We start from the raw sequence: 15,389 nt of genomic DNA on the forward strand, positions 1-15,389 counted from the left end.
CGATGCTGATCTGGTCTCGTAAAGGGCGTGTTGTAGCCGGTGCGCTGGCGACCATGCTATTTACCGTCTTCTTCTTCCTGCCGCTGGCGGTGATTTTAATGTCCAGCCTGAGCCAGCAATGGAACGGCATTCTGCCGAGCGGGTTCACGTTGATCCATTTTGTGAACGCGTTGCGCGGCGCATCCTGGAATGCTCTGTCGGCGAGTCTGGTCATCGGTTTTTGTGCCAGCCTGTTCGCTCTGTTGTGCGGCGTGTGGGCGGCGCTGGCGTTACGTCAGTACGGTAAGAAAACACAAAAGTGGTTGAGTATGGTCTTTTACCTGCCGAGTGCGATCCCGTCGGTATCGGTGGGGCTGGGGATCCTGGTGGCGTTCAGCCAGGGACCGTTGCAGATGAATGGTACGCTGTGGATTGTGCTGGCGGCACACTTTGTTCTGATCTCGGCTTTCACCTTCAGTAACGTCTCGACCGGGCTGGCTCGCGTGTCGGCGGATATCGAAAATGTGGCCTCGAGCCTGGGCGCTACGCCGTGGTATCGCCTGCGTCACGTGACCTTACCACTGCTGATGCCGTGGATGGTCTCCGCGCTGGCGCTGAGTTTGTCACTGTCGATGGGCGAACTGGGTGCGACGATGATGATCTATCCGCCTGGCTGGACGACGCTTCCGGTCGCGATTTTTAGTCTGACCGATCGCGGGAATATTGCCGACGGCGCGGCGCTGACCATTGTGCTGGTGGCTATAACCTTGCTGTTGATGCTGAAACTGGAAAGGATCGCGAAGCGTTTAGGGCAGCGGTGAACGTGCTTTTAACCCTCTCCAGTGGGAGAGGGTATCAGGTCAGGCTGATGTCTGAACGCGTCTGCGCGAGTCCATTGAAATCAGTACTACCGACGAGACAATCAGCAGCGTCCCCAGCCAGTCCGGCAGGGTGAATGCCACGCCCAGCAAGATGACAGACAGCAGCGCGCTGCTCAGCGGCTCGGCGCAGCTGAGAATGCTCGCCTTCGGCCCACCAATCATCTGTGCGCCTTTCAGATACAGACTGAACGTCAGCGCCGTGCCGATCACCACCAGGTAGAAGAACGCCAGCAACAGGCTGCCGTCGATCACGAAAGTGGTTCCGCGCCCGGCGTAGAACGGGGTCAGCATTAACCCTGCAATCAACATGCTCCAGCCGACAATCGGCAGCGTGCCGTAGCGGGCAATCAGCGTCGACGGATACGTGGTGTAGAACGCGGCGGCAAAGGCCGAAGCGATCCCGAAGAACAGAGCCGCAGGCGAAATAGAGAGTGAGGTGGGATCGCCATGGGTCACCAGCAGAAACGTGCCGATCAGTGACGTCATAATCGCGGACAACACAAATATCCCCGGGCGCTTTTTCCGCGCCAGCGCAAACCACGCCACGATGATGGTCGGTGACAGGAATTGCAGCACGGTGGCGGTGGCGGCGTTGGATTTTTCAATCGTCAGCAGGAAGGTGAGCTGCACGGTGAGCGCGCCAACCAGCGAGAAAATCAGCAGGCTGATGGCATCTTTGCGATTTTTGATGACCGAGAAAATCTTGTCGCCGTGAACGAAGGAGAGCGTGAGCAGGATAACACCGGTAAACAGCAGGCGAACCATGGTCAGATAAGGCGAAGAAATATGGCTTTTCTCCATGATGTATTGCGCACAAACCCCTGAACTTCCCCATAAAACGGCGGCGATCAGGACGTTTAGCATCCCTTTACGTGTGGAACCCATGTACTCCCCTGCTATGTCGATTTTTGACTAGCATAACATGGGTCTTGTCGGGTGTGGTGCGGCCTGATGCCCTCACCCCGGCCCTCTCCCACAGGGAGAGGGGGAAAACACTAGAAACGGCAACTTGCGTTGCCGTTTTGCGTTTACCTACTAGAACCACGCTTCCCACATCGCGCCGACGTTGAAATCGTCGAGCGTGGTGTCATCCGTGCCGTTCACGCGTGCGGTGTGTTCGTTATCCACTTTGCCGCCGGTCACGTAAAAACGCAGCATTGGGCGGAACTCTGGCCCCATGGCGATAGACATGTTCTGCGACAGGGTCAGCTTCCAGCCTTTGTTATCGCCGCCGTTGTCGTAATCAACGTGCTGCCAGCCCGCTTCCAGCCAGGTGGAGTGAACGTCGTTCCACCAGTGCATCGGGCGAATAATGGCGTTGTAGTTTTTGCGGTTATCGCTCTTGTCACGGCTATTGTCGTAATCGTGGAAGGCGAGGATGTACTCCACCTGGGTCTGTGGAGTGAATTTGTGCAGACCTTCGAAGCTGGCGTACACCGTGGTCAGATCCTCGGTTTTGTTAAATACGCTGTTGTCCGAGTTATCCGAGTAACGGGCAATTACCTTGTTCACGCCGCTGTCGTTGGTGTGGCTCAGCACCACGCCGCCCTGCCAGGCGTTAAGACGCTCGTCGCTCTCAATGGCTTTGGAGTCAAAGCCGTAGTTGGCATACAGCTCCAGATCGATTGGGCCGAGTTTCATGCCGTGGATTTTTGAGGTCGCGGCGTAGTTGCCTTTGTCGCCGGTGCCGGAACCGCCGGTACAGGTGATGCGCGATGGGTTAGCCTCATCTTCCATCACTTCCGGGCTACAGGATTCCACTGCCGCCACGGTCGCGACGTCAAACTGGACGCCGCCGATGTCGAAGTTCTTCACCCCGGCGCCCTGGCCATCGTGGTTCATCCAGAAGTAATCGTTGATGCCCTGCTGCGGACGCTGGTGGAAGTCACGGCCGGCCCAGAAATAGGCGTTCGGGTTGGAGGCCATAATGTTGGTCACCCCCGCGTAGGCTTTTTTCAGGTTAACTTCGTCGCCCCAGTGGTCGATCATCACGTTGATGTCCCAGATGGCGCCGTTTTCACCCTTGAAGGCTTTGGAAAGCTGGAATTCACCGCCGTTGCCTTCGTTCCCCAGGCGACCAATCGCGGATGCGCCGTTGTAGGAGCCATCCACCGCCACGTATTTCTGATCGGCGGCCTGGAAGTGCGCACCGTAGCGGGCGTAGCCGGTAAATTTGATGCCGAACGGGATAGCCATATCCGGGGATTGCGCCGCGCTTTGCGGCTCGGTCACCACGTCGACTTTTTTCGCCACCGCGGCATCCATTTTAGCCTGACGGTCTGCCAGGGCTTTATCCACCGCTTTGGCCACAATGGCGTCGATTTGCTCCTGCGTGAATTCTTGTGCGAGGACAGAAATTGGGCAAAGCGCGGCGATAACCGCCATTGTTAATGGAAGTTTTTTAATATTTTTCATTGTCATCTCTATTAATTTACATTTTATTCAGACAATAACCATCCCATTCCGATTTGACAGAATATGTCGCTATCATCAGAAACAGAGTGATTTATATTTTCAGGTACAGAGGTATTACATTAACTTTATTTCGCCATAAGCTATCTCTGATATAAATGAATAATTTCTTCAGATAATTCACGCGCCAGCAGAGAATTCATTAAATGATCCTGGGCGTGCACCATAATTAACGTCATCGGCTGACGGGCTTCACCCGCATCCTGCTCGATCAGTTTGGTTTGCATCTTGTGCGCCTGACGCGCGTAGCCATCGGCTTCGCGCAGCAGGTTTTTTGCTTCGTCAAGGTTGCCCTGACGCGCAGCGTGCAGTGCTTCAAAGCACAGGCTGCGCGACTGACCAGCATTGACGATGATTTCCATTACGGCTTCTTCTAAGGCAACCATCATCTCTTTCTCTATTTATCGAAACTATTGTTTAACGAGGTAGCGGCAAACCACTCACCGCTCTTTTTAACGGTGCGTTGCTGCGTATCTAAATCGAGCTGGATAAATCCATAGCGATTTTTATAGGCATTACACCATGACCAGTTATCAATAAATGTCCACATATGATAACCAAGACAATTACACCCTTCGCTAATACCTTTATGCAGCCAGGTTAAATGCCCGGAAATAAAATCAATACGGTATTGATCGTTTATTTGGCCATTTTCAATAAAGCGTTGTTCATTTTCGACACCCATACCGTTTTCAGAAATAAAGCAGCGTGGGTTGCCATAGTTGTCGCGAAGATTAACCAGAATATCGTAAATACCGGGCTCATAGATTTCCCAGCCACGATAAGGGTTCATCTTGCGGCCTGGCATTTCGTAGTTATCAAAGAACCACTCCGGCATAAAGGGCGCCTGTGGATTCACCGCGCTGTCACGGCACTTCACGCGACGCGGCTGATAATAGTTAACGCCGAGCAGGTCGATTTTCCCTTCTGCAATCAACGCACTGTCTTCCGGTTTACAGGCTGGAAGCTGATCGTAGGACTTCAGCAGAGTCACCAGGTCGGCCGGGTACTCGCCGCGCAACACCGGGTCGAGGAAGCTGCGGTTAAACATCAGGTCTGCAATGTGCGCCGCCTTCACATCGGCCGGGTTTTGTGAACGCGGGTACGATGGCGTCAGGTTCAATACAATGCCAATTTCACCCGCGTAATGACCGGCGCGGTAAGCGCGAACGGCCAGTGCATGAGCCAGCACAGTGTGGTACGCCACCGTCGCCGCACGACGGAAATCCACCACGTTTGGGTAGTGGAAGTCGTACAGATAACCGCCCTCGACCGGGACGATCGGTTCGTTGAAGGTAAACCAGTGCAGCACGCGATCGCCAAACAGCTCGAAGCAAATTTGCGCGTAACGGGCATAGGCTTCCACTACGTCACGATTTTCCCAGCCACCGATCTCCTGCATTGCCATCGGCATGTCGAAATGGAACAGGGTGATAAACGGCGTAATGCCCTGTTCAATCAGCTCATCAATGACCTGGTTATAAAAATCGACTGCCTGTGGGTTCACTTCACCGATACCGTCGGGGATCAGGCGCGCCCAGCTAATCGAGGTCCGAAAGCTGTTGTGGTTCAGCTGCTTTAATAGCTGAATGTCCGTTTTCCAGTGCTGATAGAACGTGGAGGTCTGCTGCGGCCCCACGCCATTGTGAAAACGGTTTGGCTCGCGGGCAAACCAGTAATCCCATGTGGTTTGACCCTCTCTTGTCCCTTCGGTCTGGAGAGCGGAGCTTGCGCTGCCCCACCAGAAATGCTCGGGAAATGAATATTTCATGACGCTTCCTCTTTGACTTAATTGCTTGCTGTTTCAGCGGCACCGACCGTGGCCTGAGCTTTCTGCTCTTCGTTTTTGAGCAGTGAACGCTCATAAGCACGCAGGAACGGTAAATACATCAGCGCGGACATCACCATACAGACGACGCACATCACCACCGGACTTAACGCCCAGTTCGCCGCCCATGAGGCACCAATTGGCGCAGGGGTGGTCCATGGTGTTAACGACACAACCTGCGCCAGCCAACCCAGTTTAGTCGCGGCGTACGCCAGGCAGGCGTTGACCAGCGGAACACACACGAACGGGATGAACAGCATCGGGTTCATGATAATTGGCGCACCGAACAGGATCGGTTCGTTGATGTTAAAGAAGCTTGGCACAACGCCCATTTTGCCGATGGTGCGCAAGTGCGTTACGCGGCTACGCAGCAGCAGGAACGCCAGCGGCAGAGTCGAGCCCACGCCGCCAATCAGCAGATAGTGATCCCAGAAACCTTGCAGGTAAACGTGTGGCAGCGCCGCGCCAGCAGCCAGTGCCGCCTGGTTTGCCGACAGGTTTGCCATCCAGAACGGGTTCATGATGCCGGTGACAATCAGCGAGCCGTGGATGCCGGCGAACCAGAAGATCTGGCACAGCAGCACAGAAAGCAGAATGGCTGGCAGGGAGTCAGACGCAGAGACCAGCGGCTCCAGCAGGTGCATAATTGCCTGCGGAATAATCATCCCGGTTTGTGCTTCAATAAACAGGTTCAGCGGGTGCAGCGTGCCGATCACCACCATCACCGGGATCAGAATTTCAAACGAACGCGCCACGCCGGTTGGCACTTCTTTCGGCAGGCGAATGGTCACGTTGTTCTGTTTCAACCACGCGTACACACGGGTAGAGTAAATCGCGGTGATAAGCGCAGTGAAAATCCCCTGGCCAGACAGATACTGGGTAGAGATTTTGCCGTCGGCATAGGGTGCGGCAACCAGCAGAAACGCCATAAAGGCCAGCAGGCCGGACATCACCGGGTCGAGGTTAAACTGACGCCCCAGGCTCGCACCAATCCCCACTGAAATGAAGAAAGTCATCACGCCCATGCTGAGGTTAAACGGCAGCATCAGCTGTTCGCGATAGGTCTGGGAGAAATCCAGCCAGCCGCGGGCGAAGCTGTTGGTGGTATCCGCTGAGAACGGCGGGAAGATGAACACCAGCATAAACGAGCCGATGATCATAAACGGCAGGGCGGCGGTAAAGCCGTCGCGGATCGCAATCACATACTTCTGCTGTCCGAGCTTTGCCGCCAGCGGGGTAATAGATTGCTCAATAACCGCGACCATTGATTGATATAACGAACTCATGTGAACACCTTTTAGTGTGCCGCTTCGATGAGCGACAGTGCATAGTCCAGTACTTTATCGCCACGTTGCATCCCGTAGTCCATCATGTCGATGGCTTGTACCGGAATACCTTGCGTAGCCGCCTTGTCTGAGAGTGTCTGTAACATGTATTTCACTTGCGGTCCGAGAAGTACAACCTGGTATTGCGGAAACTGCGTATCAAATTCGGAAACACCGTACGCATCAATCTTGACCGGCAAACCACGTTCTTTCGCGACATCGACCATTTTGCTGACCAGCAGGCTGGTGGACATCCCGGCAGAGCAGCACAGCATAATCTTGAACATCGACAACCATCCTCTAAATGTAAAAAGTTATTGCGAGGATGATTGGACATCATACGGAAACCGGTTTCCATTTATAAAAGAAAGAAATGTGACAGCCATCAAGAAGCGTTGCTTATGGGGCTTGTTACCACGATCTGTGTCACAGAATTTGGCGATTAAGACCTCATTTTGAGTGGAAACGGAAAATCGGTTTCCATGAAAAACGGAAACGGATATACTCCATTCTGGCTATAATGTGAGCCGTAGCGGTTATGGAATTTACAGGTGCGGGTGGTTGCCTGTCAGGGGAGAGAGATGTCTACAATCAACGATGTATCACGTCTGGCCGGGGTGTCCAAAGCCACGGTATCACGGGTGTTGAGTGGGTCGCGTGGCGTAAAGGAAGCCAGCCGTCTGGCCGTTCTGAAAGCGGTGGATGAGCTGAACTACCGGCCTAATGTGATTGCACAGTCGCTGCTGAGCCAGTCCACGGGCTGTATTGGCGTGATTTGCGCGCAGGAAAATATTAACCAGACTACCGGTTATCTTTACGCGCTGGAAAAACACCTCAGTCAGCATCAAAAACACCTGCTGTTGCGTTTTGCGCATACCAAAGCGGAAGTGATGCACGCGCTTGAAGAGCTCTCCTGCGGCTTATGTGATGACATCCTGGTGATCGGCGCGCGTTTCCCGCTGGATATCGAGATGGAAAACGTCATTCTGGTCGACTGCATGGAAGCTGATAACGCCAACAGCATTCAGTTTGATCATGCCTTCGCCGCCGAAACCGCCTGTAACTACCTCACCAGCCAGGGGCGTCGCCAGATTGCGCTGATCCAGCCACAGGGTAGCGGTTTTGCCGACCAGGTGCTGCTGGGCTATAAGCACGCGCTGGAGAAAAATTTCCTGCCCTTTAACCGTAATCTGGTCTTTATGGAGGCAACGTCTTCTTCCGTTGCACTCCAGGAGCTTCTCAATAACGCCACCACGCTGAACTTTAACGCGCTGCTGGTGGCTGACGAACAGGAAGCCCAGCGTGTTATTCCGCAGTTGCAGGCGTTTAATAAATCCGTACCGGACGACATTATGGTCTTCAGCCTTGCCGGTTCGCTGCATCTGCCGGGTATCCCGGTGATCCCGGCCATTGAGTATTCGATGGATGCGATGGCAGCGAGAATTGTGGCCTGGCTGAACGAGAAAACGCAGATGCTCGGGTCGTACGTCTTACGCGGAGATTTGATCATTCCTGATATACGTAAGCGTTAAAAATGGTGTGTAGGCCGGGTAAGCGCAGCGCCACCCGGCGAGAAGCACGTGCCCAACCCTCAATAATCTTCCATACAATCAATCTGCCCGATCGCCGCCCAGTAGCCATCCAGATTGTCGCGCTTCACCGCCGTGATGGCGTTTTTCACCAGCAGTTGATTTGCCTCGGATGACAAAATCATCGCCTGCCACTCTTTATCACTCTGTTTTCGCTGCGGCGTGCAGGTTTTCTTGATGTCTTTTAGCACCTGCTGCTTAATCTGCGCGTCCTTAGCCGGGCTTTCTTCCTCCTGGGCATGAACGAACGCGGCGAACAGCAGGCAAACAATCAGGCAAAAAAGGTGTGCAGATTTCATTGAAACCTCCGGTATTGAGTCACATGTTTCACCTGAAATATATAGTTACATTCACCGTTCCGACTCAAGCCGAAAGTATGAATTTGCTCATTCGCGCGTATGAGTACCGATTACCAGTGCAATGCTATAGCTGACGACCACGGCGAAACTCATTTTCAGCATAGTTTCTCCGCCAATCCCGGCAAGTGGTGCCGCAATCCCGCCGAACAAAAACATCAGCATTCCCAGAATGGCCGACGCCGTACCCGACTCGCGAGCCTCGACCGCGCTCATGGCCTCTGAGCCCGCAATGGTGCTGATCCCACTGTTAAACGCGACGGTGAAAAATAGCGCGATCAGCGCAAGCGCTGAGAGGTGCATCCAGGCGAAGAGCAGCGTTAATGCGCCCGCGGCAACGGCCAGCACCAGACCTATTTGCATCAACCCTTCCGAGGGATGGCGACGGGCCAGACGAGAAAAGATCAGCGCGGAAATAATCAGCCCGATACCGTTTATGCCGAACAACAGACTAAATTGCATGGCGCTCAGGCCATATTCGTTTTGCAATACAAACGAGGAGGCACCGATATAGGAAAAAAGTCCCGCCAGCATAAAGGCCTGAATCAGACAGAAGCGCATAAAACGGCGATTTTTCAGTACCGTTTTAGCCGTGCCCAGCAGCGATCCCGCGCTGGATTTTTCACTGAGTGATTCACGGATAAACAGCTGGCTGGCGATCAGCAACGCCAGACCCGCACCGGCCATCACCCAGAACAGCATCCGCCAGTCGAAGTGTGATGAGATATAACCGCCCAGTACCGGAGAAACCACCGGCGCAATGCCGTTAACTGTCATCAGCAGGGCGAAGAACTGCGTCAGCATCGTGCCGTGATAATTATCGCGGGCGATAGAGCGCGCCAGAACCGAGCCACCCGCTCCGGCAACGCCCTGTAAAAACCGCCAGACAATCAGCGCGTAGATATTCTGCGTGGTGGCACATAGCACAGAAGCTACCACAAACAGCAGCAGCGAAATCAGGAGCGGCATTTTTCGCCCCATGCGATCGCTCAGCGGGCCGAAAAAGAGCTGCCCAAGCCCGAGGCCAATCAGCGCCGAGGTCAGCGAAAGCTGGGTCAGCGTGGTGGAGGTGTTCAGATGCGTGGCGATCTCCGGCAGCGCCGGAAGATAAAAATCAGAGCACAATGGCCCGATGGCCGTCAGCAGGCCAAGAATCGCTGCAAATGAGAAAGAGAGTTTTGCCATATTGATCTGTCCCGTAGGCCGGGCAAGCGCCCGGCTAACCATGCTAAAGACCGCCGCCCAGTGACTGCCACAAGGTGATGCGGTTTTCCAGGTCGGTTTGTTGTAATGAAATCAGTGATGCCTGCGCCGACCACAGCGACCTCTGCGCGGTCAGGACCGTCAGATAATCCCCCGCGCCGGCCTGATAGCTGCGCGTTGCTACATCCAGCGTTTTTTGCTCGGCGGCCACGTATTCACGCTGAGCATCCAGCTGCTCGCTCAGCGTTTCGCGCCGTGCCAACGCATCGGCCACATCCCTGAACGCGCTCTGGATGGTTTTTTCGTAGGTGGCAATCAGCCCTTTTTTCTCTGCTTCAGCGTAGCGCAGCTGCGTCATGTTGTTGCCGCCGCTAAACAGCGGCAGGGTGATGGATGGCGCGAACGACCAGACCTTCAAGCCGTGGCTGAACAGGGACGACAGCGAATCGCTGCCCATACCTGCGCTGGCAGTGAGCGAAATCGTCGGGAAGAAGTTGGCGCGCGCAGCGCCGATATTGGCATTCGCACTCAGCAGGTTATGTTCTGCCTCCTGAATATCCGGGCGGCGCAGCAGTGTGCTCGAGCTGACGCCTGCCGGGATCAGGGTGATGGCGTTATCGCTCAGGCTCTCCAGCGTGCCGGGCAGCAGGTTATCCGGTACGGTCGCGCCCGCCAGCAGATTCAGGGCGTTTTTGTCCTGCATCACCTGGGTTTGATAACTCGCCACGCTGGCCCGCGCCTGCTGGTAAACGGCCATCGCTGAGCTGACATCCGTGGCCGCCGCAACGCCGACTTGCTGCTGGCGTTTCACGATGTTGAGAGAATTCGCGGCACTCTCCATCGTCGATTTCGCCAGCGCCAGGTTGCTGTTATCGGCGGCGAGAGTAACCCAGGCCGTCGTCAGCTCGCTGACCATCGTCAGGCGGGTATTCTGGGCGGTGAATTCGCTGGCAAGCCAGGTTTCACGCGCCGCCCGGGACAGGCTCTGGTTACGGCCGAACAGATCCAGCTCGAAGCTGGATACCGCGCCGTTGGCTTCGTCGCTGGTGGTCACACCGCTTGCCAGCGTGCGGCTGCGGGTGTGGCTCAGTTCCGCGTCCACCGTCGGGAACAGTGACGAACGGGTTTCACCGTACTGAGCGCGGGCGGCGTCGATATCCGCAATCGCTTTTTGCACATCACGGTTACTGTTGAGCGCCATCGTCACCACGCTTTTCAGCCGCGCATCGTTCATCACCTGCTGCCACTGGCTGACCACGGTATTGGCTTCACCGTGTGCGCCCGGCAACGTCGCCGGGACGGGTGCGTCAGGGCGCTGATAAGTTGGATCGAGCGAGACACAGCCTGCGCTCAGCAGGGCTAAGACTAAAACAGAGACACGAAACATTATGACCTCCGGTTTGCGTGTTTACCGGAGAACAGACGTTTCACCAGTACAAAGAATAAGGGGACGAAGAAGATAGCCAGCAGCGTGGCGGCGAGCGTACCGCCGATGATGCCGGTACCGATTGCCACGCGGCTGTTGGCTCCGGCACCGGTAGCCACCGCCAGCGGCGTCACGCCTGCAATAAACGCCAGCGAGGTCATGATGATAGGGCGCAGACGTGTCTGGGCGGCGCGTATGGCGGCGCGGGTCAGGGAATACCCTTCAGCCACTTTCGCCTCGGCAAATTCAACAATCAGAATGGCGTTTTTCGACGACAAACCGATGGTGGTCAACAGCGCCACCTGGAAGTAAACGTCGTTGTTCAGGCCGCGCAGGGTGGCGGCCACGGCTGCCCCCAGTACACCAAGCGGGATCACCAGGATGACGGAAATCGGCACCGACCAGCTTTCATACAGCGCGGCCAGGCACAGGAACACCACCAGAATGGAGAGGGCATACAGGCTCATCGCCTGACCGCTCGCCAGTTTCTCTTGCAGCGACAGCCCGCTCCACGCCCATGTCGTGCCGGATGGCAGGTTGTTGGCCAGCTGTTCCATTTTGCTCATCGCCGTACCGGAACTGGAGCCGCTGGCGTTTTCGCCCTGGATCTCATAGGCGGCCGAGCCGTTGTAGCGCACCAGACTTTCCGGGCCGTATTCCCAGCGGGTGGAGGCGAACGCAGAGAACGGCGTCATGGTGCTGTCGCTGCCGCGGACATACCATTTGTTAAGATCGGACGGCACGGCGCGGTAATCGCTATCGCCCTGGATATAGACCTTTTTCACGCGACCCCGGTCGATAAAGTCGTTCACGTAGGTCCCACCCCAGGCGCTTGAGAGTGTGTCGGTCACATCACTGAGGGAAAGCCCCAGAGACACGGCTTTGTTGTTATCAATATCCACCTGCAACTGCGGCATCTGCGGCAGATCGTTGGCACGCACGGCGTGCAGGTCGCTATCCTGATTGGCCTCACCAATCAGCTGGTTACGCATTTTGAGCAGGGTTTCACGGTCAGTATTGCCGGCCGCCATCAGCTCGAAGGTAAAGCCGTTACTCTGCCCCAGGCCGTCGACCGCAGGCGGCGTCATGGCAAAGATGGTGGCGTCACGAATGGTGCTCAGATCCTGCGTGGCACGCAGGGCAATCGCCTGGGCGGTGTTCTCTGCGCCTTTACGCTCAGACCAGTTTTTCAGCGAGACAAACGCCATCCCGGCATTCTGGCCGCTGCCGCTAAAGCTAAAGCCCTCAACGGTAAAGATAACGTCGGTATTGGCTTTCTCTTTGTTGAGGAACCATTCGCGGACCTGGCGGCTCACCTCTGCGGTGCGTACTGCCGTGGCGCCTGCTGGCAGGGTATACTGCACCATGATTTCACCCTGGTCTTCCGTTGGCAGGAAGCTGCCCGGCAGTTTCAGCATCGCCAGCCCCATCGCGCCGCAGAGCAGGGCGTAGATGGCCAGCATCCCGCCGGAGCGGCGCAGTGCGCGCAGCACCTTGTTCTGATAGCCGTGTTCGGTTTTGCTGTAGAATCGGTTAAACGCGCCGAAGAACCCTTTTTTGTGCGGTGGGGTGTGGCTCAGTACCGAGCCGCAGAGCGCTGGCGTCAGGGTCAGCGCCACCACGACCGAGAGGATCATCGCCGAAATAATGGTGACCGAGAACTGACGATAGATAACCCCGGTAGAGCCGCCGAAAAACGCCATCGGCAGGAACACGGCGGACAGCACCAGGGCAATGGCGACCAGTGCGCCGGAGATTTCACCCATCGATTTTTCGGTCGCTTCACGGGCGGGCAGCCCTTCGTCGCGCATAATACGCTCGACGTTTTCCACCACCACGATGGCGTCATCCACCAGAAGCCCTATCGCCAGCACCATCGCAAACAGCGTCAGGGTATTGATGGAATAACCGAACAGCGCCAGGACGCCAAATGTACCCAGCAGCACTACCGGCACGGCCAGCGCTGGGATAAGCGTGGCGCGGATGTTTTGCAGGAACAGGTACATCACCACCACCACAAGGATGATGGCTTCGAACAGCGTCTGGATCACGTCCTCAACCGAGATTTTGATGAACTCGGTGCTGTCTTTCGGGTAGGCAACATCGTAGCCTTCCGGCATCGCGCGTTTAAATTCAGCGATTTTGTTCTTCACCGCCGTGGCGGTATCCAGCGCGTTGGCACCCGGGGAGAGCATCACCGCCATACCCGCTGCCGGGTGGCCGTTCAGTTTCGCGGTTGCGGTGTAATCTTCACTGCCCATCTCCACGCGGGCAACGTCGCTCATGTGCACGACCGCGCCGTTGGACTGGCTCTTCACGATGATGTTTTTAAACTGATCGACCGTTTGCAGACGCGACTGGGCGCGCACGGTGGCGGTCAGCTGTTGGGCGTTTGAAGACGGCAGCGCACCAATTTTACCGGCAGAGACCTGCACGTTCTGCGCTTCAATCGCGCTTTGCACGTCGGACGGCATCAGCGAGTAAGAGGCCAGTTTCGCCGGGTCGAGCCAGATGCGCATGGCGTATTCAGCACCAAACACCTGCAGGCTCCCCACACCTTCAACGCGCGCCAGCGGGTCCTGCACGTTACTGACCATCCAGTCGGCGATATCGGAGCTGCTGGATTTGTCGGTCTTATCGTAGACGCCCATGATCAGCAGGAAGTTACTCTGCGATTTTTCGACCGTGATCCCGGACTGCTGCACTTCGGTCGGCAGGCGTGACTCTGCCTGCTGGACTTTGTTTTGCACCTGAACCTGCGCGGTATCCGGGTCGGTCCCCTGTTCGAAAGTCACGTTAATGCTGACCGAACCGTCTGAGCTGCTGGTGGAGGTGAAATAGAGCAGGTTATCCAGCCCGGTCAGCTGTTGTTCAATGACCTGGGTGACGCTGTTTTCCAGCGTCTGCGCCGATGCACCGGTATAGGTGGCAGAGATTTTGACCGACGGCGGCGCAACGTCCGGGTACTGCGCGACGGGCAGCGTGCGGATCGCCAGCATCCCCGCGAGCATAATCAGAATGGCGATCACCCACGCAAACACTGGGCGGCGCACAAAGAAACGGGAAAACATCAGGCGTTTCCTCCGTTGTCTTTCATCTCTTCGGCTTTCACTTCCTGACCGGCAGTGACTTTGTCAGTACCTTCAACAATCAGCTTATCGCCGGCTTTCAGGCCGCTCAGTACCAGCCATTTGTCACCGTAGGTGTCGCCCGTTTCCAGCTGACGCTGTTCCACTTTGTTGCTGGCATCCACTACCAGCGCGGTGGCGTTGCCTTTGGCATCGCGGGTAATGCCCTGCTGCGGCGCGAGGATCGCATCGTTCATGATGCCTTCATCTACTCTGGCGCGTACAAACATCCCCGGCAGCAGTTGATGCTGCGGGTTCGGGAAGACGGCGCGCAGCGTCACCGAGCCGGTGGATTCATCCACCGCGACTTCGGTCAGCGCCAGGCGGCCTTTTTCGCTGTAGGTGCTACCGTCTTCCAGCAACAGGGATACGCTCAGGGTGTCGCTGTTGCTGGCGAGAGTCTGTTTGCGTAAGCGCAGCAGGTCGGCGCTGGAGCGCGTTAAATCAACGTACATGCTGTCCAGACCCCGAACGGTGGCCAGTGCAGTATCCTGCTGAGCGGTGACCAGCGCGCCTGGCGTGACGGAAGAGATGCCGATACGCCCGGCAATCGGCGCGGTGACGGTCGTCCAGTTGAGGTTAATGCGTGCACTCTCCTGGGCGGCTTTTTTCGACTCCACGCTGGCTTTGTCCTGCGCACAGGTGGATTTTGCGTCTTCTGCATCCTGGCGCGATACGCCGTCGTCTTTCACCAGCTGCGCATAGCGCTGGGCTTTCTGGCAGTCGGCCGTTACCAGCGCCTGCGCCTGTTTCAGTGCTGCGGCGGCTTCATCGTAAGCGGCGCGATAGCTTGAGGGATCAATCTGATACAGGGCTTGCCCGGCTTTAACGGTATCGCCCTCGGTAAATAGCCGCTTCTGGATAATGCCGCCGACCTGCGGGCGCACTTCGGCGCTCATGGCGGCGGTGGTGCGGCCGGTCAGCTCGCTGACCACCGACACCGGCTGGCTCATCAGGGTGACAATGCCCACTTCCGGGAGGGGGCGCTGGGGAGCAGATGTTTGCGCATTATCGCACCCCGTCAGGAGGAATAATGCCGCGATGGAGGTTGTTATGGCTTTCATAATGTTTTTCCAGGGTGAACGATGCCTGCCCTGTTAATGGCTTAACAAGGAGGAGGGCTATTTAAAGGCACAGCGATACCGCATCTCCGGTAGCACCGGAAATGTAAAAGCGAGAAATTACTTATCTCTTTTAATTAT

General features: G+C 56.2%; 13 protein-coding genes. 2 read left to right on the plus strand and 11 right to left on the minus strand.

The features are described from left to right. Positions 1-2: 2 nt before the first annotated feature. Positions 3-800: a 2-aminoethylphosphonate ABC transport system, membrane component PhnV gene (phnV, locus tag M987_RS06145; RefSeq protein WP_014068293.1), complete on the plus strand. Its 798-nt coding sequence runs from the start codon at positions 3-5 to the stop codon at positions 798-800. Positions 801-839: 39 nt separating this feature from the next. Here the strand turns inward: phnV and M987_RS06150 are convergent, their stop codons facing one another. From M987_RS06150 to M987_RS06175, 6 genes are all read right to left on the minus strand, one after another. Then, the gene (locus tag M987_RS06150; RefSeq protein WP_014068294.1) at positions 840-1,745 is read right to left on the minus strand and encodes a DMT family transporter; all 906 of its coding nucleotides are present in this window, start codon (positions 1,743-1,745) and stop codon (positions 840-842) included. A 150-nt stretch (positions 1,746-1,895) separates the two neighbouring features. After that, positions 1,896-3,275 carry a carbohydrate porin gene (locus M987_RS06155; protein ID WP_014068295.1) on the minus strand — a complete coding sequence of 460 codons (1,380 nt, stop codon included), beginning with the start codon at positions 3,273-3,275 and terminating at the stop codon, positions 1,896-1,898. Positions 3,276-3,415: 140 nt separating this feature from the next. Then, complete coding sequence (locus M987_RS06160) at positions 3,416-3,718, minus strand: PTS lactose/cellobiose transporter subunit IIA (protein ID WP_014068296.1); 303 nt, start codon at positions 3,716-3,718, stop codon at positions 3,416-3,418. Positions 3,719-3,729: 11 nt separating this feature from the next. Then, positions 3,730-5,103 carry a glycoside hydrolase family 1 protein gene (locus M987_RS06165; protein WP_014068297.1) on the minus strand — a complete coding sequence of 458 codons (1,374 nt, stop codon included), beginning with the start codon at positions 5,101-5,103 and terminating at the stop codon, positions 3,730-3,732. 17 nt (positions 5,104-5,120) lie between these two features. After that, positions 5,121-6,446 (minus strand): PTS cellobiose transporter subunit IIC, encoded by a 1,326-nt coding sequence (locus M987_RS06170; protein ID WP_014068298.1) that lies wholly within the window; start codon positions 6,444-6,446, stop codon positions 5,121-5,123. An 11-nt stretch (positions 6,447-6,457) separates the two neighbouring features. Beyond that, positions 6,458-6,772: a PTS sugar transporter subunit IIB gene (locus M987_RS06175; RefSeq protein WP_014068299.1), complete on the minus strand. Its 315-nt coding sequence runs from the start codon at positions 6,770-6,772 to the stop codon at positions 6,458-6,460. A 294-nt stretch (positions 6,773-7,066) separates the two neighbouring features. On the opposite strand from M987_RS06175, the gene M987_RS06180 reads away from it, so the two are divergent. Continuing rightward, positions 7,067-8,017 carry a LacI family DNA-binding transcriptional regulator gene (locus M987_RS06180; RefSeq protein WP_014068300.1) on the plus strand — a complete coding sequence of 317 codons (951 nt, stop codon included), beginning with the start codon at positions 7,067-7,069 and terminating at the stop codon, positions 8,015-8,017. A gap of 59 nt (positions 8,018-8,076) precedes the next feature. Here the strand turns inward: M987_RS06180 and M987_RS06185 are convergent, their stop codons facing one another. The 5 genes from M987_RS06185 to M987_RS06205 all read right to left on the minus strand — a co-directional run bounded on the left by M987_RS06185 (position 8,077) and on the right by M987_RS06205 (position 15,251). Beyond that, entirely contained in the window at positions 8,077-8,373 is a 297-nt protein-coding gene (locus tag M987_RS06185; protein ID WP_014068301.1) for a YicS family protein, read from the minus strand. A gap of 87 nt (positions 8,374-8,460) precedes the next feature. Further along, entirely contained in the window at positions 8,461-9,615 is a 1,155-nt protein-coding gene (locus M987_RS06190; protein ID WP_014068302.1) for a multidrug effflux MFS transporter, read from the minus strand. A 43-nt stretch (positions 9,616-9,658) separates the two neighbouring features. Further along, on the minus strand, positions 9,659-11,020 hold the full coding sequence (locus M987_RS06195; RefSeq protein ID WP_014068303.1) for an efflux transporter outer membrane subunit: 1,362 nt from the start codon (positions 11,018-11,020) through the stop codon (positions 9,659-9,661). Further along, the gene (locus M987_RS06200) at positions 11,020-14,130 is read right to left on the minus strand and encodes an efflux RND transporter permease subunit (protein WP_014068304.1); all 3,111 of its coding nucleotides are present in this window, start codon (positions 14,128-14,130) and stop codon (positions 11,020-11,022) included. The genes M987_RS06195 and M987_RS06200 overlap by 1 nt, the downstream gene beginning before the upstream one ends. Further along, entirely contained in the window at positions 14,130-15,251 is a 1,122-nt protein-coding gene (locus M987_RS06205) for an efflux RND transporter periplasmic adaptor subunit (protein WP_014068305.1), read from the minus strand. The genes M987_RS06200 and M987_RS06205 overlap by 1 nt, the downstream gene beginning before the upstream one ends. Positions 15,252-15,389: the final 138 nt, after the last annotated feature.

The sequence above is a fragment of the Enterobacter soli ATCC BAA-2102 genome, from assembly GCF_001654845.1.
GTDB classification, from domain to species: domain Bacteria; phylum Pseudomonadota; class Gammaproteobacteria; order Enterobacterales; family Enterobacteriaceae; genus Enterobacter; species Enterobacter soli.